The organism is Halalkalibacter sp. APA_J-10(15) (genome assembly GCF_023017105.1).
Taxonomy (GTDB): Bacteria; Bacillota; Bacilli; order Bacillales; family Bacillaceae_D; genus Halalkalibacter.
Genome location: NZ_JALKEV010000020.1, coordinates 35,288 through 59,967, shown reverse-complemented (window position 1 = coordinate 59,967; position 24,680 = coordinate 35,288). Strand labels below are relative to the sequence as shown.

The 24,680-nt window shown below is 39.6% G+C and carries 21 protein-coding genes, 2 pseudogenes and 1 other annotated feature; of the genes and pseudogenes, 22 read left to right on the top strand and 1 reads right to left on the bottom strand.

Going from position 1 to position 24,680, the window contains the following annotated elements; genetic code table 11:
- The first annotated feature begins 10 nt into the window (after positions 1-10).
- The 8 genes from MW695_RS19630 to ysxE all read left to right on the top strand — a co-directional run bounded on the left by MW695_RS19630 (position 11) and on the right by ysxE (position 8,172).
- On the top strand, positions 11-826 hold the full coding sequence (locus MW695_RS19630; protein WP_247107193.1) for a cytochrome C assembly family protein: 816 nt from the start codon (positions 11-13) through the stop codon (positions 824-826).
- 22 nt (positions 827-848) lie between these two features.
- Complete coding sequence (gene hemC / locus MW695_RS19625) at positions 849-1,781, top strand: hydroxymethylbilane synthase (protein WP_247107192.1); 933 nt, start codon at positions 849-851, stop codon at positions 1,779-1,781.
- Positions 1,778-2,569, top strand: coding sequence for a uroporphyrinogen-III synthase (locus tag MW695_RS19620; RefSeq protein WP_247107191.1), 792 nt, complete (start codon positions 1,778-1,780; stop codon positions 2,567-2,569). The genes hemC and MW695_RS19620 overlap by 4 nt, the downstream gene beginning before the upstream one ends.
- Positions 2,553-3,551, top strand: a complete 999-nt coding sequence (gene hemB, locus MW695_RS19615) for a porphobilinogen synthase (RefSeq protein WP_247107190.1) — start codon at positions 2,553-2,555, stop codon at positions 3,549-3,551. Before MW695_RS19620 ends, hemB begins: the two co-directional genes overlap by 17 nt.
- Positions 3,544-4,833 carry a glutamate-1-semialdehyde 2,1-aminomutase gene (gene hemL / locus MW695_RS19610; RefSeq protein ID WP_247107189.1) on the top strand — a complete coding sequence of 430 codons (1,290 nt, stop codon included), beginning with the start codon at positions 3,544-3,546 and terminating at the stop codon, positions 4,831-4,833. Before hemB ends, hemL begins: the two co-directional genes overlap by 8 nt.
- Positions 4,834-5,147: 314 nt before the next feature.
- Positions 5,148-6,260: a stage VI sporulation protein D gene (gene spoVID / locus MW695_RS19605; RefSeq protein ID WP_247107188.1), complete on the top strand. Its 1,113-nt coding sequence runs from the start codon at positions 5,148-5,150 to the stop codon at positions 6,258-6,260.
- A 14-nt stretch (positions 6,261-6,274) separates the two neighbouring features.
- Positions 6,275-7,177, top strand: coding sequence for a hypothetical protein (locus MW695_RS19600; protein ID WP_247107187.1), 903 nt, complete (start codon positions 6,275-6,277; stop codon positions 7,175-7,177).
- A complete protein-coding gene (gene ysxE / locus MW695_RS19595; protein ID WP_247107186.1) occupies positions 7,174-8,172 on the top strand; it encodes a spore coat protein YsxE in 999 nt (332 codons plus the stop codon). The genes MW695_RS19600 and ysxE overlap by 4 nt, the downstream gene beginning before the upstream one ends.
- A gap of 66 nt (positions 8,173-8,238) precedes the next feature.
- On the opposite strand, the gene MW695_RS19590 is transcribed toward ysxE, so the two are convergent.
- Positions 8,239-8,475 (bottom strand): hypothetical protein, encoded by a 237-nt coding sequence (locus MW695_RS19590; RefSeq protein ID WP_247107185.1) that lies wholly within the window; start codon positions 8,473-8,475, stop codon positions 8,239-8,241.
- 118 nt (positions 8,476-8,593) lie between these two features.
- Positions 8,594-8,814: a binding site (T-box leader), on the top strand.
- Positions 8,815-8,897: 83 nt separating this feature from the next.
- Between MW695_RS19590 and MW695_RS19585 the strand changes: the two genes are divergently transcribed.
- The 14 genes and pseudogenes from MW695_RS19585 (at position 8,898) to MW695_RS19520 (ending at position 24,598) form a co-directional block, all read left to right on the top strand.
- Positions 8,898-11,543 carry a valine--tRNA ligase gene (locus tag MW695_RS19585; protein WP_247107184.1) on the top strand — a complete coding sequence of 882 codons (2,646 nt, stop codon included), beginning with the start codon at positions 8,898-8,900 and terminating at the stop codon, positions 11,541-11,543.
- Between the two features lie 311 nt (positions 11,544-11,854).
- Positions 11,855-13,147, top strand: a complete 1,293-nt coding sequence (locus MW695_RS19580) for a bifunctional folylpolyglutamate synthase/dihydrofolate synthase (RefSeq protein ID WP_247107183.1) — start codon at positions 11,855-11,857, stop codon at positions 13,145-13,147.
- Between the two features lie 558 nt (positions 13,148-13,705).
- Complete coding sequence (locus MW695_RS19575) at positions 13,706-14,488, top strand: prepilin peptidase (protein WP_247107182.1); 783 nt, start codon at positions 13,706-13,708, stop codon at positions 14,486-14,488.
- A gap of 142 nt (positions 14,489-14,630) precedes the next feature.
- On the top strand, positions 14,631-15,653 hold the full coding sequence (locus MW695_RS19570; protein WP_247107181.1) for an SPOR domain-containing protein: 1,023 nt from the start codon (positions 14,631-14,633) through the stop codon (positions 15,651-15,653).
- A gap of 212 nt (positions 15,654-15,865) precedes the next feature.
- Entirely contained in the window at positions 15,866-16,444 is a 579-nt protein-coding gene (locus tag MW695_RS19565; protein ID WP_247107180.1) for a Maf family protein, read from the top strand.
- Between the two features lie 52 nt (positions 16,445-16,496).
- Positions 16,497-17,045: pseudogene (gene radC / locus MW695_RS19560) on the top strand (RadC family protein); the annotation flags it as partial.
- A 514-nt stretch (positions 17,046-17,559) separates the two neighbouring features.
- On the top strand, positions 17,560-18,753 hold the full coding sequence (locus MW695_RS19555; protein ID WP_247107179.1) for a group II intron reverse transcriptase/maturase: 1,194 nt from the start codon (positions 17,560-17,562) through the stop codon (positions 18,751-18,753).
- A gap of 105 nt (positions 18,754-18,858) precedes the next feature.
- Positions 18,859-19,014 (top strand): annotated as a pseudogene (locus MW695_RS19550) (JAB domain-containing protein); the annotation flags it as partial.
- Between the two features lie 182 nt (positions 19,015-19,196).
- Positions 19,197-20,237, top strand: a complete 1,041-nt coding sequence (locus MW695_RS19545) for a rod shape-determining protein (RefSeq protein ID WP_247107178.1) — start codon at positions 19,197-19,199, stop codon at positions 20,235-20,237.
- A gap of 13 nt (positions 20,238-20,250) precedes the next feature.
- Positions 20,251-21,126, top strand: a complete 876-nt coding sequence (gene mreC, locus MW695_RS19540; protein WP_247107177.1) for a rod shape-determining protein MreC — start codon at positions 20,251-20,253, stop codon at positions 21,124-21,126.
- Positions 21,123-21,647 (top strand): rod shape-determining protein MreD, encoded by a 525-nt coding sequence (mreD, locus tag MW695_RS19535; protein WP_247107176.1) that lies wholly within the window; start codon positions 21,123-21,125, stop codon positions 21,645-21,647. The genes mreC and mreD overlap by 4 nt, the downstream gene beginning before the upstream one ends.
- A 190-nt stretch (positions 21,648-21,837) precedes the next feature.
- Positions 21,838-22,530 carry a septum site-determining protein MinC gene (gene minC / locus MW695_RS19530; RefSeq protein WP_247107175.1) on the top strand — a complete coding sequence of 231 codons (693 nt, stop codon included), beginning with the start codon at positions 21,838-21,840 and terminating at the stop codon, positions 22,528-22,530.
- 19 nt (positions 22,531-22,549) lie between these two features.
- Positions 22,550-23,347, top strand: coding sequence for a septum site-determining protein MinD (gene minD, locus MW695_RS19525; protein WP_247107174.1), 798 nt, complete (start codon positions 22,550-22,552; stop codon positions 23,345-23,347).
- Positions 23,348-24,061: 714 nt separating this feature from the next.
- Complete coding sequence (locus tag MW695_RS19520; RefSeq protein WP_247107173.1) at positions 24,062-24,598, top strand: MogA/MoaB family molybdenum cofactor biosynthesis protein; 537 nt, start codon at positions 24,062-24,064, stop codon at positions 24,596-24,598.
- Positions 24,599-24,680 lie beyond the last annotated feature (82 nt).

Genomic DNA, 24,680 nt, shown 5'->3' with positions numbered 1-24,680 from the left:
GGACTGATATATGAACTGGATTTATCCTATTACGATTGTTTTATATAGCTTCAGTGTGTTTGGTTATTTTATTGATTTTTTACAGAACAACCGGAAGGTCAATCGGATGGCCTTCTGGTTGCTTTCTATTGTTTGGGTTCTCCAAACAACCTTTTTTATCGTAAGGCTATTTGAGTTAGGTCGAGTGCCGCTACTAACGCCATTTGAAGGGTTATTTTTTTATGCTTGGTTGATCGTCACGTTGTCATTAGTCATTAATTGGTATTTCCGAGTCGATTTTCTCGTTTTTTTTACAAATGTGATTGGATTTAGCATGATGACCTTTAGCTTATTCACACCGGATCAGGATGTTCCACCAGCATTATCGGAGCTGCTAGCTTCAGAATTACTTATTATACATATTTCAATTATAATGTTGTCATATGCAGGTTTTACAGTGGCATTTGCTTGCCAATTGCTGTATGTAATCCAGCATCATATGCTTAAAAAGAAAAAATGGGGTAAGCAATTAGGCAGATTTGGAGCCTTGTCAAAGCTAGATTCGATTTCATTCTTTTCGATATTAGGGGCTTGGCCGCTTCTCTTAATTGGTCTAATTCTTGGCTTTGTTTGGGGATATAGTCAATTAGGTCAAATCCCATTACTTGATGCAAAGGTGATTAGCTCCTTGTTTGTATTGTTCATATATGGGGTTTATTTATATTTACGAGTGGTCAGATTGATAAGAGGCTATAATATGGCATTGCTTGCGATTGCTAGCTTTCTTATATTGTTAATTAATTATTTCTTATCAGGTCAATACTCAAATTTTCATATTTGGTATTAATCTTGGTAATTGGAGGTTGAGCATGAGGAAAATCGTCATTGGTTCACGAAAAAGTAATTTAGCGTTAACCCAAACGAACTGGGTGATCGAACGTTTGAAGGCATTAAATGTTCCTTTTGATTTTGAAGTAAAGAAAATTGTGACAAAAGGAGATCGAATTCTTGACGTCACTCTTTCAAAGGTCGGTGGCAAAGGGTTATTTGTCAAGGAAATTGAACAAGCACTCATTGATGGGGAAATTGATTTAGCGGTTCATAGTATGAAGGATGTCCCATCTGTATTGCAGGACTCTTTTACGTTAGCATCCATTACGGAACGTGAGGATCCTCGTGATGCATTCATTTCGAATAACCACATTAAGCTGGCTGATTTATGTGCTGGAGCCATTGTCGGTACGAGTAGCTTGCGACGTTCAGCGCAAATATTAGCAGAACGGCCGGACTTAAGAGTAAAATGGATTCGCGGTAACGTCGAAACGCGTTTGCGTAAGCTCCGTGAAGAGAGTTTTGATGCAATTGTACTAGCAGCTGCTGGCATAAAAAGACTCGATTTTCCAGAGAGCTTAGTGACGGAATTTTTGGAGCCATCTGTTTGTGTACCTGCTGTAGGACAAGGGGCGCTAGGTTTAGAATGTCGTTCTGATGACCAAGAGCTGATTGATTTGCTCCAACGCATTCAGGATGATGAGACAGCAAAGGCTGTGACAGCTGAACGAACATTTCTTCATCGAATGGAAGGTGGTTGTCAAGTTCCGATTGCAGGCTATGCAACGGTGAGCAATAATGATGTCACCTTGACTGCCTTAGTAGGCTCACCTGATGGTCGTATTCTTTTAAAGGAAACGGTTTCTGGCTCTGATCCAGTTGCAGTTGGTATGACGGCTTCGGAAAAGCTGTTAGATCAAGGAGCTAAGGATATTTTAGATCAAGTAAAGAAAGAGCTTGAGCAAGAATGACTAAACGGCCTTTAAGTGGTCAGCGAATTTTAGTGACACGTGCAGAGGGACAGTCTCAAAGCTTGGTCGACCGAATTGAAAATGAGGGTGGTATTTCGATCGAATTACCACTCATCGCATTTCGAGCTACAAATCAAGATGAATTAAGTAAAGCGATCAAACAGCTTAATGAAGTGAATTGGCTCATTTTCACGAGTGCAAATGGTGTTCACTATACAATACACGCTTATGAGGAACAAATTAGAGAACAGCGTGAGCATTTTAACATTGCTGTTGTAGGTGAAAAGACAGAAGATGCTTTACAGTCATATGGATTAAAGGCAGACTTACTTCCTAGTGAGTTCATCGCAGAAAGCTTGCTACAAGTATTGAAAGATGAATTAAAGCCGAATGACAAAGTGCTCGTTACTCGCGGCCAATTAGGGCGTGCGACATTACTAGAAGGATTAGCTGATTTAGGAGTGGACGCTAAGGAAATTATCGTCTATGAGACGTATTGCCCTGTTAATGGAGAAGACGTAGAAAGGGCCTTACAAAAGTCACCAACGATTTTAACGTTTACAAGCTCTTCTACTGTTCGTCATTTTAGTCAATTATGTCAAGAACGGTATATTGACCTACCAAACATGAGTAGTCAAATTGCTTGTATTGGTCCGATTGCGAAACAGACAGCGCTTATGGAAGGGATGAAAGTCGATATCATGCCAACTAACTATACGATTGATGCACTAGTCGAAGCGATTATTGCTCACGTAAAGGAGGAGAAAAACAATGGATTTATCATTTAAACGTCATCGCCGTTTACGGAAATCGAAAGCGATTCGCAATTTAGTAAGAGAAACCCATTTGCATACCGAAGATCTTATTTATCCGATTTTTGTAACAGAAGGTACAAATGTAAAAAATGAAGTCCCATCAATGCCGAATGTATTCCAATGGTCATTGGATTTACTTGATGAGGAAGTACAGTCAGCTGTGAATCTACAAATTGAAGCGATTATTGTCTTTGGTGTTCCAAATGAGAAGGATGATGTCGGTTCATCTGCTTACCATGAGGAAGGCATTGTTCAGCGTGCGATCCGCCAAATCAAACAAAATCATCCTGAACTGACGGTTATAGCTGATACATGTCTTTGTCAGTTTACGGACCATGGCCATTGTGGAGTCATTGAAGATGGAAACGTTTTGAATGATACAACATTAGATTTATTAGCGAAAACAGCGATTTCACAAGCTAAGGCAGGAGCGGATATTATCGCACCTTCTAATATGATGGATGGTTTCGTTGTGGCCATTCGAACAGGTCTTGATCAAGCTGGATACGAAGACATTCCGATTATGTCGTATGCTGTTAAGTATTCATCTGCTTTCTACGGCCCTTTCCGTGATGCTGCACATAGTTCACCGAAGTTTGGTGACCGTAAAACGTATCAAATGGACCCTGCTAACCGTCTTGAAGCGATTCGTGAAGCACAATCAGATTTGGAAGAGGGGGCAGACTTCTTCATTGTGAAGCCGGCTTTATCTTATTTGGATATTATCCGAGAAGTGAAGAATCATGTTGGTGCACCTGTCGTTGCCTATAATGTAAGTGGTGAATATTCGATGGTAAAAGCAGCCAGCAAGCAAGGCTGGATTAATGAGAAAGAGATTGTATTAGAGAAGCTCGTTAGTATGAAGAGAGCTGGAGCGGACTTAATTTTAACGTATCATGCGAAAGATGTAGCTCATTGGTTGCGTGAAGAGCGAGGAGGTCATGAACATGCCTAGTTTTGAAAAATCAAAGCAAGCGTTTGAAGAAGCGAAGCCGTTAATGCCAGGAGGGGTAAACAGTCCTGTCCGGGCTTTTAAATCGGTCAAAATGGATCCTGTTTTTATGGAAAAAGGTGAAGGTACTCGTATTTATGATGTGGATGGAAATGAATACATTGATTATGTGTTATCATGGGGTCCGTTAATACTTGGTCATGCCGACCCTCAAGTCATTTCAGCATTAAAAGAAACGGCTGAGAAAGGGACAAGCTTTGGAGCACCGAGTGAGCTTGAAACGAAGCTTGCGAAGTTAGTCATTGAACGAGTCCCTTCTATTGAAGTCGTTCGAATGGTGAATTCAGGTACAGAAGCGACGATGAGTGCATTAAGATTAGCTCGTGGTTATACAGGGAGAAGTAAAATTTTGAAATTTGAAGGCTGCTACCATGGTCATGGTGATTCGTTATTAATTAAGGCTGGCTCCGGTGTAGCGACGTTAGGGCTACCAGATAGTCCTGGTGTCCCAGAAGAGGTAGCGAAAAATACAATTACCGTCCCGTATAATGATCTTGAAAGTGTTCGTTATGTATTTGGGCAATTTGGCGACGATTTAGCTGGTGTCATTATTGAGCCTGTAGCAGGTAATATGGGTGTCGTTCCTCCGCAGCAAGGATTTTTAGAAGAGTTAAGAAAAATGACAGAAGAAAATGGAACGCTGCTAATTTTTGATGAAGTGATGACTGGCTTTCGAGTCGGTTATCATTGCGCTCAAGGTCGCTTTGGTATTACACCAGACTTAACGTGTCTTGGAAAAGTGATCGGTGGTGGATTACCTGTTGGTGCCTATGGTGGTAAACGAGAAATAATGGAGCGGATTGCTCCGAGCGGTCCGATTTATCAAGCGGGAACCTTGTCTGGGAATCCATTGGCGATGTGTGCGGGCTATGAAACGCTATCGCAATTAACGGAGGATGATTACGTTCAATTTGATCGATTGGGGAAACGACTAGCTGACGGTCTATCAGAAGCTGCGACTGCCTCTGAGATACCGCATACGATTAATCGAGCTGGCTCGATGGTTGGCTTTTTCTTTACGGATGAAGAAGTTACGAATTTCGAAAAAGCATCAACGTCTAATTTAGACTATTTTACTGCTTACTTTCAAGAAATGCTGAAGCAAGGAATTTCCCTTCCACCTTCACAATTTGAAGGAATGTTCTTATCAACGAAGCATACGGAAGCAGATATTGATCAGACGATCGAAGCTGCAAGAAAGGCATTTGCTTTATTGAAAAAATAACTAGATGAGAAGAGTGCATGAAAAGATGAATGGTCTTTTTATGCGCTTTTTTTTTGATTCAGAATTTATAAGATGGGTGCTTAGACATGGGATTTGGAAATGGATTTGTGGGTACCATCGGCTTCGTATGTTACACGTTTGTCTGTAAGAAACCTGCTTATTAATTTCTTGGAAATGCTTCATTCTGAAAAGGTTATTCATAAAAAATATCGTTTGTTAGCATAAACGAAAGGGACTTGTCATAGAGTGGTATTGTACTGACTGGGAACGAATCATACTGTGCACGAGATGATTATGACAAGGAGGAATGAAGCGTGTCATTAGAACATCCATCTAAACTATCGTTTTCAATTGAGGAATCCGTTTGGTTGAATAAAGGGGAAGAAGTAGAAGAAGTGATTGGGATGTCATTAGAACCCGAAATTATGATTGAAGAGCGCGATGCCCATGTTTATATTCGAGGGGGGTTACGCCTGCTAGGTGAATATCGTTCTTCGGAAAAGGAACAGGTAGATCTTGAGCAAGGTTCGTTAGAAGAGCAGGTTTCGTTTCGATCAGTAGGAGATGTGAGGGTGTCTTCTAACGGAGTTGGTGAAATTAAACATTATTTCCCAATAGACGTAACGATTCCAAGTAATCGAATTCAAAATTTAGATGATGTTTATGTTCAAGTTGAATCATTTGATTACGATTTACCTGAGCCGAGTTGCATCCAGTTAACAGCTGATATTGCTATTAGTGGTATGACGTATAAACAAGATGATGCAGTTGATAGAGTCAAGGAAGATGAGCAAAAAAAAGAGGAAGCGACAACGACTGCTTTTTCGTTTGAAGCGAAAAAGGAGCAAAGCATCGAAAAGGAAATGGAAGTGAGACAACAGGTTGCAGAGCAAGCTTATCAAGAGGAAGGCAATGAGTTACAGGAGGAAGAAGAAACGTCTTCAGAAAGTAACAGCTCAGTCGTGGGTGAATCAGAAAATGACCTCAAGTTGGCTAGTGAAGCAGAAGTGGAAGAAGTGGATCGTTCTAATGATGAATTAGAAGAACCTGTAGAAGAATGGCAAGAGGTTGAACAAGAGAAGGAAATGAATATTCACATCTCGCCATTGAAAGAGCTGGCGAAACCAAAAACGGTCGACCAACCAACTTCGAGTAATGAGCAAGAATTAGATCATGGTCATGTTGAGGAAGTCGACGAAAAAAAGCCTCGTGAGGAAAATGCTCTTTACTTAACGAAAATGTTATCTAAGGGAGAGGAGCGATTTTCAAAGTGGAAGATGTGTATCATTCAAGAAAATGAATCGTTGGAAATGATTGCCCAACGCTATGATATTAGTATGAGTCAATTGATTCGAATGAATCGTCTTCAAGGAGAGCAAGTAGAGGAAGGACAGATTCTGTATATTCCGATATCGGTTGAATCATAAAGGGGTCGTTTAACATGCTGATCGACTTTTTACAAGAAAACTATAACTGGGGAGACGTCTCGTACATTAATAACGAGCTTATTAAAACAGATAAAGGCTTAAAACGAATTCGATATTGGGAAGATAAACAACTATTAGAATGGCATATTTCTTGGCGTGATCACTGCAGTGACACGCCTTATATTCTAATGGATCGAATGCTAAGAACGAGGAATCACAAGCCATATGCTGAGCATGAAGACGGTTATATAACGGCTCATGATGAAGTGGTTGCTCGCTATCCGATAAGCGGACAAGAACCAATCATTGCAAAAGCCATTGTTTCATTCATTCAATATGGATTAAGAACAGAGACGAACATTATTCCTCAACCGGTATCAAAATGCTTCTATGAAAATGGGGATTCCTATGTTCCTCATTTAGAGGAAAATAGGCGAATGGAGTGTGAATTCCTCATCCGAGAAGGAGAAATGAGAGAGAAAAAAGCGAATGCCTTAATGGAACTAACAGATTCAACCCCATTGCCTTATCTTGATCCAATGATGTCCACCGATCAAATGAGGTCTGTTGCCCAGGTTCTATATTGGGTTGGTACGATGGAAGTACCTGTTGTTGGATATGAACATATAGCTCGATTCCTCCGTAATTGGTATGTCGAAGAGGGTGAGCAATCCTGTAAGAAACTAATGCAGGGAATAGTCAATCAGCTTGAGAGAGAGCAATCGATTCAAATGCTTGCAGAAATGCTCAAACCGTATGAATTAAACGACTGGCAAATAAATGTGGGAGATGGAGCGATCGATCGAGAAACGTTGGAGGAAAGGTTTCAGCTTGTAAAGAAGGAATGGGATATTTCGAAACAGCTAGTTCGTATGATGAGTAAGATGATCGATAAAAAGAAGGTGTCTGTAACATGAGCTACGAATCAATTTTGTATTATTATGATTTATATCCACAAGAAATTGAAGAGCTAGGAAAAATAAAAAAAGTGACTACAAATCGTGGAGTGTTCGCTTTAAAGGAATCAAACATTTCAAGGCATCAGGCAGATGAATTTATACATTCCTTAAAGAAGCTAACGAAGCATGGTTATAACAAGCTTGTTCCTGTTTTACCAACAAAATATGGAGAATACACTGTATCAACACATCAGCACACCTATTATGTTATGCCTTGGATTGAGCCTGTTGAATATACAGCACGAGAATCGAAGGAAGAAAGGCTAGCTAGTCAGCTTGGAGCGATTCATCGTCTAACAGTGAAAACACAGCCCTTTTTAAAAGAGAATGTGGAACAGTCATATAATCAACTATTACAACGATGGGAGCTTAGGAGACTAGAATTAACTCGATTTGCTGATCAAGCAGAAAAGAGAACCTATATGTCACCATTTGAATTAACGTTTTTAACGCATGCATATATGTTAGATCAAATGGCTGAAACAGCGAAGGAGCACTTAAAGAAATGGTATGAACTATGTTTAGAAAAGGAAACGTATCGAACCGTGCTTTGTCATGGAAGAATGCAACGCTCCCATGCGATTTTTAATAATGAAAATGAGCCATTGTTATTGAATTTTGAACGGGCAGCGATTGACACACCAGCACGAGAATTAGCGAGCTTTTGCCGATATAGCTTTTCAAAGGGGTACTGGTCAGATGATGATATTTTGACCTGGTTTATGAGATATGAGGGACATTTACCTTTACTTGAAGAAGAAAAATACTTAACGTGTGCCTATTTGAACTTTCCAGAGCCGATTGCTTTTGCAGTGGAAGCTTATGTGCATTCACATCGATCGATGAAAGAGCTAGAACACGTTCAACGTTTAGAAAAACGATTAATGTCGATGCGCCGAGTGCAGCGAATCACACAAAAGTTGATCATCGTTCCAGATGAAGAAAAGCAGTGATTCATTTAACAAAATGGCACAGAAAAGAAGGTGATCTTTTCTGTGTCTATCGTTATTTGCGTTATGCTAAAATAATTTCAGCTTTAATGAACAATAAAAGACAATCATCATTGTTAGTAAAATGACATCGAATGTTGTTGGAAATAATAAGGTTCGAATGAGCTGGAAAATAATGAGTGGAACTAATATTTGCATAAACATGAGCTTGCATTTTAACCACCAATTCGGTCGTCCAGGGTAAGGAGGCTTATACGGTTGGTATCGTTTATTGAACATGGTCATCCCACTTTCTAGCTTTCTCATACTACTACATTATGTGGTTTGTTTCCTTTGGGTGATTAAGATGTATAGGAAAGTAATAATGTGGATCGAGCTGTTCTTGACGTAGACAAACAGATCAACTAAAATATAATCACATATAATGATTGCGAAGAATAGGAAGAGTAAGCTCAGAACCTTTCAGAGAGAGAAATCAATAGCTGTGAGATTTCTTAAGATGTATGAGTTGAATGTCGCCTAGGAGCTGCTATGCTGAAAGTAAATGTAGGCTAGCCGGAGCTGACCGTTAACAGTTTGAGGTGTGTAGTTTTTTGACTACAAACAAAGGTGGTACCGCGAAATCAAACTCTCTTCGTCCTTTGGATGAGGGAGTTTTTTTATGCTGATTCAGCTCACTTTGCTTTCTCAGTATAAGCTACATAGAAAAAGGTTGGAGGTAAGTGTATATGGAAAATCAAGAACATTCAATGCCGACGAAATACAATCCACAGGAAACCGAAGCGAAATGGTATTCTTATTGGCTTGAAGGGGAATTCTTTGAAGCAACAGGAGGAGAAGATAAGGAATCTTACTCAATTGTCATTCCTCCACCGAATGTAACAGGTAAGCTACACTTAGGACATGCATGGGATACGACTTTACAAGATATATTAGTTCGTATGAAGCGAATGCAAGGCTATGATACGTTATGGTTACCTGGAATGGATCATGCGGGGATTGCCACACAGGCAAAGGTTGAAGCGAAGCTAAAGGAACAAGGGACAAGCCGTTATGAGCTTGGTCGTGAAGCCTTTTTAGAGAAATCATGGGAATGGAAGGAAGAATATGCGACGTTTATCCGTAATCAGTGGGCGAAGCTAGGTCTTTCACTTGATTATTCACGTGAACGTTTTACGCTTGATGAAGGACTTTCCAAGGCTGTCCGAGAAGTTTTCGTTTCATTGTACGAAAAAGGGTTAATCTATCGTGGAGAATATATTATTAACTGGGATCCGCAAACGAGAACCGCCTTATCAGATATTGAAGTTATTTATAAAGATGTTCAAGGTGCCTTCTATCATATGAGTTATCCATTAACAGACGGGTCAGGTTCGATTGAGGTAGCGACGACACGACCTGAAACGATGCTTGGTGATACAGCAGTTGCTGTTCATCCAGAAGATGAACGTTATAAACACCTTATTGGTCAGACGGCGACGCTTCCGATTACAGGTAGGGAGATTCCAATTGTCGCCGATGATTATGTCGATATGGAATTTGGCTCTGGTGCAGTGAAAATTACACCCGCTCATGATCCGAATGACTTTGAAATTGGCAATCGTCATGACTTAGAACGTATTCTCGTCATGAATGAAGATGGAACGATGAATGAAAATGCTGGTCAGTATCAAGGTCTTGACCGCTTTGAATGTCGTAAGCAGCTTGTTCGTGATTTGCAGGAGCAAGGCGTTCTTTTCAAAATTGAAGAGCATATGCATTCGGTTGGCCATTCAGAGCGAAGCGGTGCGGTTGTTGAGCCGTATTTGTCGACGCAATGGTTTGTGAAAATGCAACCATTAGCTGATGCTGCAATCGATTTGCAACAGTCTGAAGAGGACAAAGTGAACTTTGTCCCAAATCGTTTTGAGAAAACGTACTTACGTTGGATGGAAAATATTCGTGATTGGTGTATTTCACGTCAACTTTGGTGGGGGCATCGAATTCCGGCTTGGTATCACAAAGAAACAGGAGAGGTGCACGTTGGACATGAAGCACCTGAGGATAGTGAAAATTGGGATCAAGATGAAGATGTATTAGATACATGGTTCAGCTCTGCGCTCTGGCCATTCTCGACAATGGGTTGGCCTGATGAAGACTCAAATGACTATAACCGTTATTATTCAACCAACGCCCTAGTGACAGGCTACGATATTATTTTCTTTTGGGTCTCTCGTATGATCTTCCAAGGGTTAGAATTTACGGATAAGAAACCATTTGAGAATGTATTAATCCATGGGCTTGTACGAGATTCAGAAGGGCGAAAGATGAGTAAGTCGTTAGGGAATGGTGTCGATCCGATGGACGTTATCGAAAAATACGGGGCTGATTCATTAAGGTTTTTCCTATCGACAGGCAGTTCCCCGGGAAATGATTTGCGTTTTTATTGGGAAAAGGTTGAATCAACGTGGAATTTCGGCAACAAAATATGGAACGCCTCTCGCTTTGCTTTAATGAATATGGAAGGGTTAAAAGTTGAGGATATTGATCTAACAGGTGAAAAATCAATTGCTGATAAATGGATTCTAACTCGACTTCAACATACGATTGGTGACGTGACTCGTTTAATGGACGCGTATGAATTTGGTGAAGTGGGCCGAATTCTCTACAACTTTATTTGGGATGATTTCTGTGACTGGTATATTGAAATGGCGAAGCTACCATTATACGGAGAGGATGAAGCAGCCAAGCATACGACTCGTTCCGTATTAGCGTATGTTTTAGATGAGACGATGCGATTATTACATCCGATGATGCCATTTATTACCGAGGAAATATGGCAACATCTACCACACAAAGGTAAATCTATAACCGTTAGTTCTTGGCCTGTTAAGAAGGATGAATGGATCTTTGATGAAGCTGTAAAGGATATGGACTTATTAAAAGATATTATCCGTTCTGTACGTAATACACGAGCGGAACTAAATGTTCCAATGAGTAAGCAAATCGAGCTTCTTATTCATGCTTCAACAGATGAAGTGATGGACCAACTAAATCGTGGAAAGAGCTATATTGAGAAGTTCTGTAATCCTGAAACATTAACGATGGCTGTTGGCTTATCTGCTCCAGAGAAATCTATGTCACAAGTGTTAACGGGGGTAGAATTGTACCTGCCGTTAGCTGGTTTACTTGACTTGGATGCCGAAATCGCTCGTTTAGAAAAAGAGCTGCAAAAACTCGATAAAGAAGTTGAACGAGTAGAAAAGAAATTGAACAACCAAGGCTTTTTAGCTAAAGCACCTGAGAAAGTGATTGAAGAGGAAAAGGCTAAGAAGGAAGATTATGAAGCAAGGCGTGCTGCTGTGCGATTACGTATTTCGGAATTGAAGGATTAATCATCATTTAAGGTGAGAAGGTGATGTCATGAGGCCACTGAAAGAGTTAAAACGATCTTTTTCAGTGCCTTTGAGTTACTAGCAATGGCTTCACTCGTTACCCGCTTGATACGAGAAACTCAATCGTATCAAGCTTTTTAAAATGGATGACGGTTTCGCACACTGCTTAAAGGATTTCAAAAAAGAGGAAGAAACGAACGTTTTCAATGCTCTCTTTGTCTTAGCTAGTATAGTTGTGCGATCCCTTTTTCTAAAAAAGATATTAACGATCAGGAAGCTTTCTGCTAGGCGCCATTGGGAGGATGACTTGAATGAAAACAGGAGAAGAAGCGATTAAGTGGATACATAGGCTGTTACAATTTGGTGTTCGGCCAGGGTTAGAGCGGATGGAATGGCTATTGGAGAAGTTAGATCATCCAGAAAGAAATCTTCAAATCGTTCATGTCGCTGGAACGAACGGGAAAGGATCAACCGTTAGTTTCATGCGTCATGTGTATGAAAAGGCTGGATATAACGTTGGAACATTCACTTCGCCATTCATTGAACGGTTTGAAGAGCGAATTACCATGAATGGGAAGCCGATATCTGAAGAAGATCTTGTTTATTGTACGAATAAAGTAAAAGCTTTTGTCGAAGAGTTAGTCACAAAAACAGATGATCAACCAACTGAATTTGAAGTGATTACATTAATAGCCTTTGTCTATTTTGCTGAACGAGTTCATACGGATCTTGTATTACTAGAAGTAGGGTTAGGTGGAAGGCTCGACTCTACGAACGTTGTGAAACCACTCATCTCAGTGATCACATCCATTGGATATGATCATATGCACGTACTTGGTCATACGTTAGAAGAAATCGCTGCAGAAAAAGCAGGAATTATTAAAAAAGCAGGAATGATCGTTTCAGGTGTGAAACAGGAAGAAGCGAAAAAGGTCATAAAAAGAATCGCAAAAGACAAGGACGCGAAGTATTATGAGCTAGGAGAGCATTTTACAGTTGCGATGATTAACAGCTCACCAGTCGATCAACAGATCCAATATAGTGGAAAAAGTCAACGTGATATCACGATTCAGTTAAAAGGTCCTCATCAGCGTGATAATGCTGCTGTTGCCATACAAGTCATTGAACGATTAATGGACAAAGGATTTCCGGTTGGTGAACAAGAAATCATGGACGGGATGAGGTCGGCCTCATGGATTGGCAGGTTCGAGGTCATTCAACAGAATCCAACGATTATATTGGATGGAGCACATAATCAAGAAGGATTTCGTGCTTTGGCAGAGACGCTAAAACAGCACTATGCAGGCTATACATGTTATATGGTTGTTGCTATGACAAAGGAAAAGGATGTTACATCGTTAATGAAGCCATTCATTCATGAACAAATGCATGTGACGTTCACAACGTTTCCTTTTCCTCGTGCGTCGAGTTCAGAGGATTTGTACGAGCCATTTGCATTAATGGGCAGAGATGTGCGTGCTGAAGACGATTGGAAAAAAGCCATTCTAGAAAGAGAAAAAGACGTAGATAATAACAGCTTATTAATCATATGTGGTTCATTGTACTTCATAGCTGAAGTAAGAAAATGGTTAATGGAAAGGTGAAGGGACAGAGGCTGGGACATAACTAAAGTGTCTATCTGGAAACCCGAACAAAAGATGAACGTAGCGGATGAAATATACGTAGACTCCTGCGGGATGAAAAGACAAGGGTGAGACCCCGCAGTGCGAAGCGCGAGGAGGCTCACCGGCTTCCCGCGGAAAGCGAAGTATATTTCAGGAGCGGTTTACGTCCACCATCTATCATTGTTCGGCGTGTCTTTTAGTTAAACCACTTTGTCCCAGCCTCTTCTTAAAGTTGAAAAAGCTCTCTATAACTAATATGATCGGGCCTCATATTGCTTGTAATTACTTTCTATAATAGAATAAAATAAAAATAGTAAGTTAAATGTAAACGTATGAGCATCACATCAATTGAATCCTCAGTAATGGTCACACTTTGTGACGTGAAATGAATCTGTATTGTATACAACTCGCGTTTTTCCATTCCTCCCATTCGTAAAGAATGACTAACTCTTTTCCTTTTTAGTAATAATTCAAACAAATATTTTAGAGTAACAAGTAAAAAGTTTCCTAATTAAAATTATTTGAGGTACATACACTATGAATATCGTAATAATGAGCTACTTGATTCTGCTAGGAATGGTGGTAGGGTCGTTTGTTAATGTTGTTGGATTACGTGTTCCGAAGAAGGAATCGATCATAAGCCCTCGTTCACATTGTCCAACGTGTGAACGTCCTTTAATCATTGTTGATTTAATTCCTCTGTTTTCCTTTTTGTTTACGAAAGGACGTTGCCGAATGTGTAGGCAACGTATATCATCGCTTTATCCAATTATTGAAGGATTAACGGGCTTCTTGTTTGTATTGGCTTATTGGAATTTTCATTTAACTCCTGAATTTTTTGTGGCTCTTTTATTTATTTCCCTTCTCATGATTGTAGTAGTAAGTGATATTAGCTATATGATTATTCCAGATCATGTGCTTCTATTTTTCTTTCCTCTTTTCATTATTTTGCGATATACGATTGCTCCGCTGACTTCGGGTTGGAGTCCTCTTTTAGGTGGGATAATAGGTTTCCTATTGCTTTGGATTATTGCAATCGCTAGTAGAGGTGGAATGGGAGGAGGGGATGTGAAACTTTTTGGTGTTATAGGTATGGTCCTTGGCTGGCAGCAAGTATTAGTAGCTTTTTTCTTTTCGTGTTTAATCGGGGCAATCATTGGTATAATAGGAATGTTAGTAGGAAAGGTGAAAAAAGGACAGCCTTTTCCATTTGGACCATTCATTGTAATCGGAACAATCTTAGCTTATTTTTACGGTTCTTCACTATTAGAATTGTATATCAATTATTTTGGATTATCCGTTTTAGCTCTGTTTGTGTAAAAAACTCTTAACATAAACGATAAGCATACGATATATTTCTCTGATCACAATAAATATTTTAAATTATAGTTCTATCAATTCGATTATATTAATAGAATGAATTATAACTGTTAATCAAATGATAGGAAGGGGTGCAAGAAAGTTGGAGCAAAAGAAGCGGTCAATCTCTGTACGTCTAAACGGTAAAGAACGTCATGTTCAAGAAAGGACAGTCGCAGCTACAAACGAAAAAGAAGATAACCAATATGCCTTTATTCCGCCCCCAGATAATGTCATTGATTTTGGAGAAAAGCAGGAGGTACGTCAGCGAAATGAGCAGCCTTATTGGGATGATGGGAATCGCGAGAAAAGTCCGAAAATTCCATATAAAAGAAAGAAAAAGCCCCACTCTCAATCCCAAACGTTCCCTTATATGCTAGTTGCTGCACTAGGATCTGCGATCATCGTTGGTGTAAGCCTCGGTCTTGTCATTTTAAATATGTTTACGGGAAATGATATGAATGTTTCACAGATGTCAGAACAGTCAACAGGTGCTGTTCCAACCTTCTCTGAGGAGAAAGAAGGAATGCCTAATTTAGCGATTGAAGTGGTACAAGGCGCAGCATTTACGGAATTGGACCAAGCTGAAAAAAGTGTGCAATCCATTCAAGAACAAGGATTTGCTGCAACGATAACGACTAGTACTGATCCTATCTATATGTTTATTGGGGTTGCAGGAGATCGTGCTCAAGCAACGAAAATAAACGAAATTTATGAAGGATATGGTCAAGATACGTATTTGAAATCATATCGGGTAGAAGGAGATCATATAACCGGACAAGCACAAGAGGTGTATGAATGGTTTACAAATGCATTGACCCTTTATTACGATATGGTGCAGTTATCGATTGATGGTCTGAACGGGGGAACGATGATTACGAATGAGAGAATAGAGCAGTTATCAGCATCAATTGATTCGCTACAAGAGGAACGGAATCAAGCTTTTGCTCAATTAAACGAGGAGGTACAGCCTTTAGCTTTAACGATCGGTGATCAGTTAATAACAGCGAAGGATCATTTGAAGGATTTTACAAATGCTGCCGATGAAGAGAAACTATGGAAGGGCCAACAAACGTTGCTAGAGTCAATTACAACGTATGAGGAACTTATTCAAGCAATGAGATAGATGATACTAATCTAGGATATAATATTATATGAAGATAATAACATCATAAAATTGTTAACACGTAGTGCTTAGATAGGAAGCTACTGCGTGTTTTATTTTATGAAAGAAATCAGTTACTCATCAGCGATTTTTTATTGTTTGTTCTCACATAATTTGGTATTCTTATTAATACCTTGTACAATAGAGTAAAACAATTGTCGAGGTGACCCTTCATGAAGCCATTCATTTTAGCCTCACGTTCCCCGAGGCGACAAGAACTCCTAGAGCAGATGAAGCTTTCATTTATTGTGAAAGCAAGTGAAAAAGAAGAGAAAGTTGTAGATCCATTGCCACCACATGAATTTGTGATGCAATTGGCCGAACAAAAAGCAGAAGATGTTTGGAGGCGATACGAGCAAGATGTTGTATTAGGAGCTGACACGGTTGTTTCTGACAGAGGAAGCATACTGGGTAAACCAACTAGTGCAGAAGATGCTAAGAGAATGCTTACTCAATTATCAGGAATAACTCATCAAGTCTATACAGGTGTATCAATATATTCTCGTGATATGGTGACGACGTTTTTTGATAAGACCGATGTGACATTTTATCCGCTGAACCGAAAAGAAATCGAGTGGTATATCACAAGTGGTGAACCATTTGACAAAGCAGGCGCTTACGGAATTCAAGGTTTAGGAGCTTATTTTGTGCAACGTATAGAAGGTGACTATTATACAGTAATGGGGTTACCGCTAGCCAAAACGATACGCGCATTACAATCCTTTTCGATCACTCCCCTCCTAAAAAAATAATCGAACGCATCCTTCAAAGGGACAGCCTAATATTTGAGAGGAGTGTTCCCATTTGCCCCCATCAACCTTACTAATCAAAGATGTTCCTCGGCAAGAAAGACCTCGAGAACGAATGATAAAGTTAGGTCCTTGTTCACTATCTAATCAAGAGATTATTGCGATATTATTACGTAATGGTACGAAGAATGAATCCGTACTCCAATTAGCACAGCGAGTTCTTACTTCATTTGATGGTCTCGTCCAATTAAAAGATGCTGCTATTGAAGAACTTTGCCTTATTAATGGAATTGGTGAAGTGAAGGCAGTGGAACTAGCAGCTGCCATCGAGCTTGGACGACGAATTCATTGCTTAAAGACTGAAGAGCGATATGTCATTCGTTCTCCTGAAGATGTCGCTAATTATGTCATGGAAGATATGCGATTTCTTCAACAAGAGCATTTTGATTGTCTCTACCTTAATACTAAGAACGAAGTACTCCTCCGTAAAACGGTCTTCATTGGTAGCTTGAATGCAAGCATTGTGCACCCAAGAGAGGTGTTCAAAGAAGCGTTTAAACGCTCAGCAGCTTCTATAATATGCTTGCATAACCACCCATCAGGTGTGCGCCTGTACGATATGCCTCATTAGTAATCTATTGATTTAGAATTCTTTGCGTGATTCTATGGCTACCCTCTCACCTTATGAGGAAACGAAATAAGGGACAATAGCATGATGGGAAAAGGAGAAGAGACGGCAAAACGATCTAGTCGAGTCCGTTCTTCAGGCCAAGTAATGTATGGTAAAGGCTAGACTGCTTGAATCCTAGACGGAAGGGTGTAGGGTGCACCATTGTCTACGATCGTTATATGGCAATGAAGATGGAATAGCCATGTATCACCTGAACATGAGCTATAGCAAAGTCTATCTTACTATTCTCGAGTCGAGAAAAACGTCGAACAGGATACCTAACCATTACGAAACTAATGTAGCATATAATTCAGGGATTGCCTAAGTGCTTTAATACTAGCATAAGGTAACGGATTCTCCGTAGTACTCAAAGTCTGCTTGTAATGAGTTTGGCATGGGAAAGGGAGAAAGGTTGATGATAAACGTCTAAATGGAAGGAGTCATGAAGTTGGCAAAAGATCCATTGCAACAGCTAGACGTCATTCACAATGCTTCACGAAAAGGTCGTAAAATTGTTGATTGCTATAGATTATTGTATAAGCGTTCACTATGGGAAGAAGTCCTTTCACAAAAACGATACAAGCATCACATATCGACACATATGCTGGACGAGCTTATCAATACTTTAAAACAAGGGAAATTGACAAATAGTAAGTATATTCATTCGATTTATCCGTTACTAGCAGATGTCCTAAAACTCATTTTGGTTCATATTTATCCATCATTGGAGCAAAAAAATATGTTTGTAGCAGAACATGAGCATGATGCATTGTCTTATTTGCAAAAAACATTTGTGAAAGTAACGTGGTGTGTGGAAGGAGCTATTCGATTAAATGATGTCGAGCTTAGCACGCAATTAACAAATTTCCTTTCTCGTAAGATTGATGATGAACGCTTTATTACATTCATCATTGATCTTATAGCGATTGAGCAACGATGGGAAAAGGAGCATACGAACGATTTTACGGATAAAAAAATGGTTCGAAGCATATGTATAAGCATATTTCTGAAACAGGTTGATTTTGCTGTTCAGCAAATTTGGACAAGCATGAAAAGGGCGATCTATTATGTTCGCTATAACGAGCATTTTAGAATGGGTGTTTCTGGGAGGAAGTTTGATGCGCTAACCATAGTAAAACATATGAACCAATTGTATTCAGTAAGTAAGGGTATTGAGACGAATATTAGTCATATGAGCAACTTATCGAGATTTCTTCAGTATGATATTGTTGTAAAGAGAGATGCTAGTAGAGATCAGACTTTTATTTCGTTACAAATTCCTTATATTGAGATGAAACAAATGATTCGGAAAATAGGATATGGAGATGTTGAACAGAAGAAAATTTTTCATCGACCTAGCCTTCTTAACAAATCAGAATCAAGTATTATTCAAATCTTTAATGCTGAATTGCTTCGTATGACTTCTTATTACAAGCTTGCTTCTAATCGATCGCTGCTACGACTGCTGTATTATTATGCTGAGGGAAGTTTCGTTAAGACAATCGCCTGCAAAAGGAGAAGTACTTCAAGAAAGGTTGCATTAAGAATGAAGAGGAATGGCCAAGGTCGATTGATGATTTGGGACAAACAGAAGGATGGGACAGAAGTTGGATATACATTTTTGAAACTTAGAGACCTTTAATGAAAATGTGAATAGAATCAATCGGCGAGCCGTATACATTGAAAGGTGTACGTACGGTTCTGAGGGAGATTGATGAAACCTGTGTTGCTTCTTTCTCAAGGCGCATATAATCGACCCTACGATCCAACACCAAGCCGTGAAGATATTGATGTAACAAAGAGGTTGGCCGATTCGGGAAAAGTATTAGGGATTGAATTGTTAGATCATATTATTATCGGTGATCAACGATTTATCAGTCTTAAGGAGAAGGGTTACGTTTAAAATAATTGAAATATCGTCCGTTTTGAGGATAGCGCAGGAGAGATAAGAGTGGTAACATAGAGAATGGTAAGTGTAAGCTTATGACTTTTTTTAGAACTCGGGGAACTGAAGCTATTTTTTTTCGTAAACATTCGATATAATGAATCGTACGATTTTGGATATGATTGAAGGGAGATACATAGATGTTTGGTGGTTTTTCAAGAGATATAGGTATAGATTTAGGGACAGCTAATACACTTGTTTATGCAAAAGGTAAGGGAATTGTTGTGAGGGAGCCGTCTGTTGTTGCTCTGCGCACAGATACTGGATCAATTGAGGCAGTTGGAAATGATGCAAAGAATATGATCGGACGTACGCCTGGTAATATTGTAGCGGTTCGACCAATGAAGGATGGGGTTATTGCTGATTTCGATACGACGGCAACGATGCTGAAGTATTTTATTCGTCAAGCATTGAAAACTCGTTCACTATTTACTCGTAAACCATCTGTGATGGTTTGTGTTCCATCAGGTATTACAGCCGTCGAAAAGCGTGCGGTTGAAGATGCAACGAAGCAAGCGGGAGCGAAAGAAGCATATACATTAGAAGAGCCTTTTGCTGCTGCAATTGGTGCTGAGCTGCCTGTTTGGGAGCCGACGGGCAGTATGGTTGTTGATATTGGTGGAGGTACTACTGAAGTAGCGATCATTTCATTAGGTGGTATTGTGACAAGTCAATCCATTCGAGTTGCTGGTGACGAAATGGATGATGCTATTATCCAATACGTTAAGAAAACGTATAATTTAATGATTGGTGAACGAACGGCAGAATCACTAAAAGTCGAGGTTGGTTCAGCTGGTGATTCTGAAGGTGTAGATGATATGGACATTCGTGGTCGTGATTTATTAACGGGTTTACCGAAAACAATTACAGTGACAGCGGACGAAATCTCTGCAGCATTATCGGATACAGTTACAACGATTATTGAATCGGTTAAGAACACATTAGAACAATCACCACCTGAGCTTGCTGCCGATATTATGGATCGTGGCATCGTACTAACAGGCGGTGGTGCGTTATTGCGTAATTTAGATCGTGCGTTAAGTGAAGAGACCAATATGCCAGTTGTAGTTGCTGAAAACCCGCTTGATTGTGTGGCTATTGGTACAGGTCGAGCGTTGGAAAATATACACTTGTTCCGCTCGAAGAATGGCATTACATCACGATCAGATCGAAAATTGTAAGTAGGTGACAGGGATGTCCTCCTTCTTCTCAAATAAAAAGCTCATTGTCCTTCTTGTCAGTATTATTATTTTAGTTGGTTTGATTGGATACTCTATGCGCGATCGCGAAGCCGTATCCGGTCCGGAGCAAGTGATAAGAGACTCTGTTGCTTGGGTACAGACAGCTTTCATGAAACCCGCATACATGATTGCGGGTTTCTTTGAAAATGTTCAAGATATGAGACAAGTCTATGAAGAAAACAAATTATTGAAAGCTAGATTAGATGAGTATGCGCAAATTTCCATTGAACGCAATACATTACGGAATGAAAACGAAACGTTAAAGGATATGTTAGAGCTTGAGGAAAGTTTAGATGACTATTTAATTCGTTCAGCTGTTGTCATTCATCGAAACCCAGATCGTTGGACCGAATTCATCGGATTGAACAAAGGTTCAGAGCATGGTATCGAAGCGAATATGGGTGTGATTGATTCAACCGGCGGATTAATTGGAAAGGTTCAACAAGTAAGTGAATTCTCCTCACGAGTCCAATTGTTAAGTGATAATGACCGAACAAATCGTGTATCTGCAATGATTTCCTCAGATCAAACGATTAACGGTTTTATTGAAGGGTACGATGAAGATCGAGGTCTGTTAATCATGCGTAAGATTGATTTAGAAGCAGAGATTGAGGAAGAGGAAATGGTGACGACTACTGGTAAGGGTGGGGTATATCCAAGCGGGCTATTAATTGGCGAAGTGGTTAGTGTAGAACCAGATGAATATGGTTTAACACAAAATGCCTATATTAAACCGACTGCTGATTTCTATTCACTAGATTATGTCTATGTCGTTGAACGGACTAGTAGAACTCTTGATACTGAATTGTTAGAGGAGGAAAACGAGTGAGTCGAGCTTATATCCCTCTCATTGTGTTTTTTTTCTTTGTGATCGAAGGTACACTCTTTCAATTATTTGTTCCTCATCATCATGAATGGTCGTATGTGTTTGTACCGCGCTTTATGATCGTATTTATTATTTTAATTGGGATTCATTTTACTCGACCTGTTAGCTTAGTATATGGACTTATTGTTGGAGCTATATACGATGTCGTCTACACCCAATTATTGGGGGCCTATTTATTCGGTTTTGCTTTAATTGGATACTTTTTTGTATTTCCATATAAAAGAGTTCAAGATATGTTTCTCGTACAATTGGCGATCATTATTGCCGCTTTAGTGTTCTTTGAATATTATCAATATGGCTTGTATGCATTAATTGGACTAGCTGATATAGAACATCGCGTATTTCTGCAAGAGCGCGTGTTAACCAGCGTTGTATTAAATACAGCTTTTGCTATTTTAATTTATTTTCCATTTCTGAAGCTTATGCAATATGTACTAAAGCAGGAGATGGTTAGAAATCGTTGAAATAAGTAGCAAAAAAGAAAGTCTGAAAGAAAAGAGGAAAATTCTCATTTTATGTGGAATGTATCATTATTGACATTTATATCATTGCGTTGTTGTGTGGGGAACGACCCTTTCATTAGCACAATTTCGTATCTCTCTTATATATAAAACTCATAATGGTGAATAGTGACAAAAGGTGAGTGAGACAGAGGTGAACACAGTAATGGTTCCGAAGAAGCAACATGTTACGATTAAAGGAACAAAAGAAGGGTTGGTATTTTTGTTAGATGATCTCTGTTCCTATGACCTTTTAATAGAGGAGTTAAAGGACAAGCTTTCATCGAAGCATTACCAACTTTCAGACGGACCTGATTTGCTCGTAAAGGTTGAAAGTGGATACCGTTATTTACAACAAGAGCAAAAGGGAGAAATAGAATCGATTATTACGAATGGACGTAAATTGGCAATTGAAGGATTTTATTCACACGTTTTGTCCAATGAAGACGCTCAGACGATTCAACGTAAAAATCAAACGATAACTCTCACAAGTATTGTTCGTTCAGGACAAGTTATTAATGTTGATGGAGACATTCTACTCATTGGTGATGTAAATCCTGGCGGGAAGCTACAAGCATCTGGTAGTATTTATATAATGGGAGCACTTCGTGGAATAGCACATGCGGGAGTAAACGGAAATGAGGATGCAGTTATTTCTGCGGCTGTTCTTAATCCTTCTCAGTTAAAAATTGCAGACAAAATCAAACTATTCGAATCAGCAGAGGAAGCGATTATGTCATCTGCATATATTGACCACAAGACACAGTCTTTACAAATTGGTAGGGTGCAGCAACTTGTTCATACACACCGGCATCTAAGCAAGTATGTAGATCAGGTAATGGAATAGGAAGAAAGGGGTTATGAACGTGGGAGAGGCGATCGTCATTACAAGTGGTAAAGGTGGAGTTGGAAAGACAACGACATCCGCAAATTTAGGAACTGCTCTTGCACTAACAGGTAAGAAGGTTTGTTTAGTAGATACAGATATTGGCCTTCGGAATTTGGATGTTATTATGGGCTTAGAAAACCGCATTATTTATGACTTGGTTGATGTCATTGAAGAGCGTTGTAAGTTGAAGCAGGCTTTAATTAAGGACAAGCGTTTTGATTGTTTATCATTACTGCCAGCTGCTCAAACAAAAGATAAAACAGACATTGAGCCTGAACAATTAAAGAAGGTCATACTGGAACTAAAGCAAGAATATGATTATGTCATTATCGACTGTCCTGCAGGAATTGAACAAGGGTTTCGTAATGCAATTTCTGGGGCTGATCGTGCTATTGTTGTAACAACACCAGAGCTATCTGCTGTACGAGATGCGGATCGAATTATAGGTTTATTAGAAAAAGAAGAGGATATTGAACCCCCTCGTCTGATTGTCAACCGTATTCGCTCCCATATGATGAAAAATGGTGAGATGCTCGATGTTGATGAAATTGCCTCGATCCTATCCATTGATTTGATAGGTATCGTTGTTGATGATGATGAAGTCATAAAGTGTTCGAATAAAGGCGAACCGATCGCACTTCAAACAACAAGTAAGGCATCGATTGCTTACCGAAACATTGCACGGAGAATTCTTGGTGAGACCGTCCCACTTATGTCTCTAGATGACTCAAAAGGAGTAATGGCGAAGCTTAAGCAATTTTTTAGTGTGAGATAACCTAAAATGAAGTATTTGACTAGCAATGGCTTCGCTCGTTGCTAGAGGTTGGGTCAAAAGTGTTTTTTAAATGAGAAACCGAACAAATACACAGTGGTACAAATAACGCTCCTGAAATATACTTCGCTTTCCACGGGAAGCTGGTGAGACTCCTTGTGCTACGCACTGCGGGGTCTCACCTTTGTTTTTCATGAGGCCACTGAACAAGTGCGATTTTCGAGGTCACTGAAAAAGTCCTTTCTAGTAACTCAAGGAAGAGTAATGGCTCCGCTCGTTGCGCGCCTTGCTATGAGAAACCCACTCATTGCAAGGCTTTCAAAATCGGGCAACGGCTACGCACATTACTTCAAAGCCACTGAAAAAGTTAAAACCAAACTTTTTCAGTGGCCTCCGATTTTCACTTTTTTAATGGACTTGTAAAACGGCACGATGAAACCAAGAAAAGCAGTGTGTTTTTCTTAAAGTTACTCTCTGATGGAGTGGTGAGCCGAAACTGGCTAAAAGAAAGGTTGTTAAAGTATAAAAATGTTCATTTGTTCGCAATTTTCTAGATTATGATTGAATAATTCGTCTATATGATCGTCAGCTGACTACGACTTAATATTCTTCGCTTTTTGAACATGAGAAGCATTATCTCAGTCATTTAAACCAAAGTCTAAAAAAGCTATGATATGCTTATGTGTAGAAAGAAATGTGAGGGAGGAACATTAATCTATGACTCTTGATGAGCACCTGGATGAATCAACTAAATCAATTCGTTGTATGGTTTTAACAGTATCAAATGTTTCAGCGTATGAGGATGATCAGAATGGTCAGCTTATTCGCTCGATGTTAGAAAAAGAAGGTCATTCTGTTACGGAGTATCAAATGGTCGGCTATGATTACAGTCATATTCAGCATTGGATCAAGATAGCTGCTATTCGCGCTGATATTGATGCCATTCTCATTACGGGTGGTACAGGAATTGGTCTAAATGATACGACACATGAAGCGGTTCGTGATAGTTTAGACAAAGAAATGCCGGGATTTGGCGAGCTTTTTCGTCATTTAAGCTTTGCTGAAGAAGTAGGGACGGCAGCGATTCTTAGCCGAGCTGTTGCTGGTGTGAGAGATGGTAAGGCTATTTTCTCGATGCCTGGTGCAACAGGAGCTGTGAAGTTGGCAATGGAACGTATTATTATGCCCGAAATTAGTCAAGTAGTCCGTGAAATATTACTTGATCAAGCGAGAGTAACAAGTACATCATTATAAAACAAAAATACAAATTAAATATCATGCACTAATAGCTCAGATCTAGGAATAAGAGGCTCTGAGGAGGGCACTGAATAAGTAC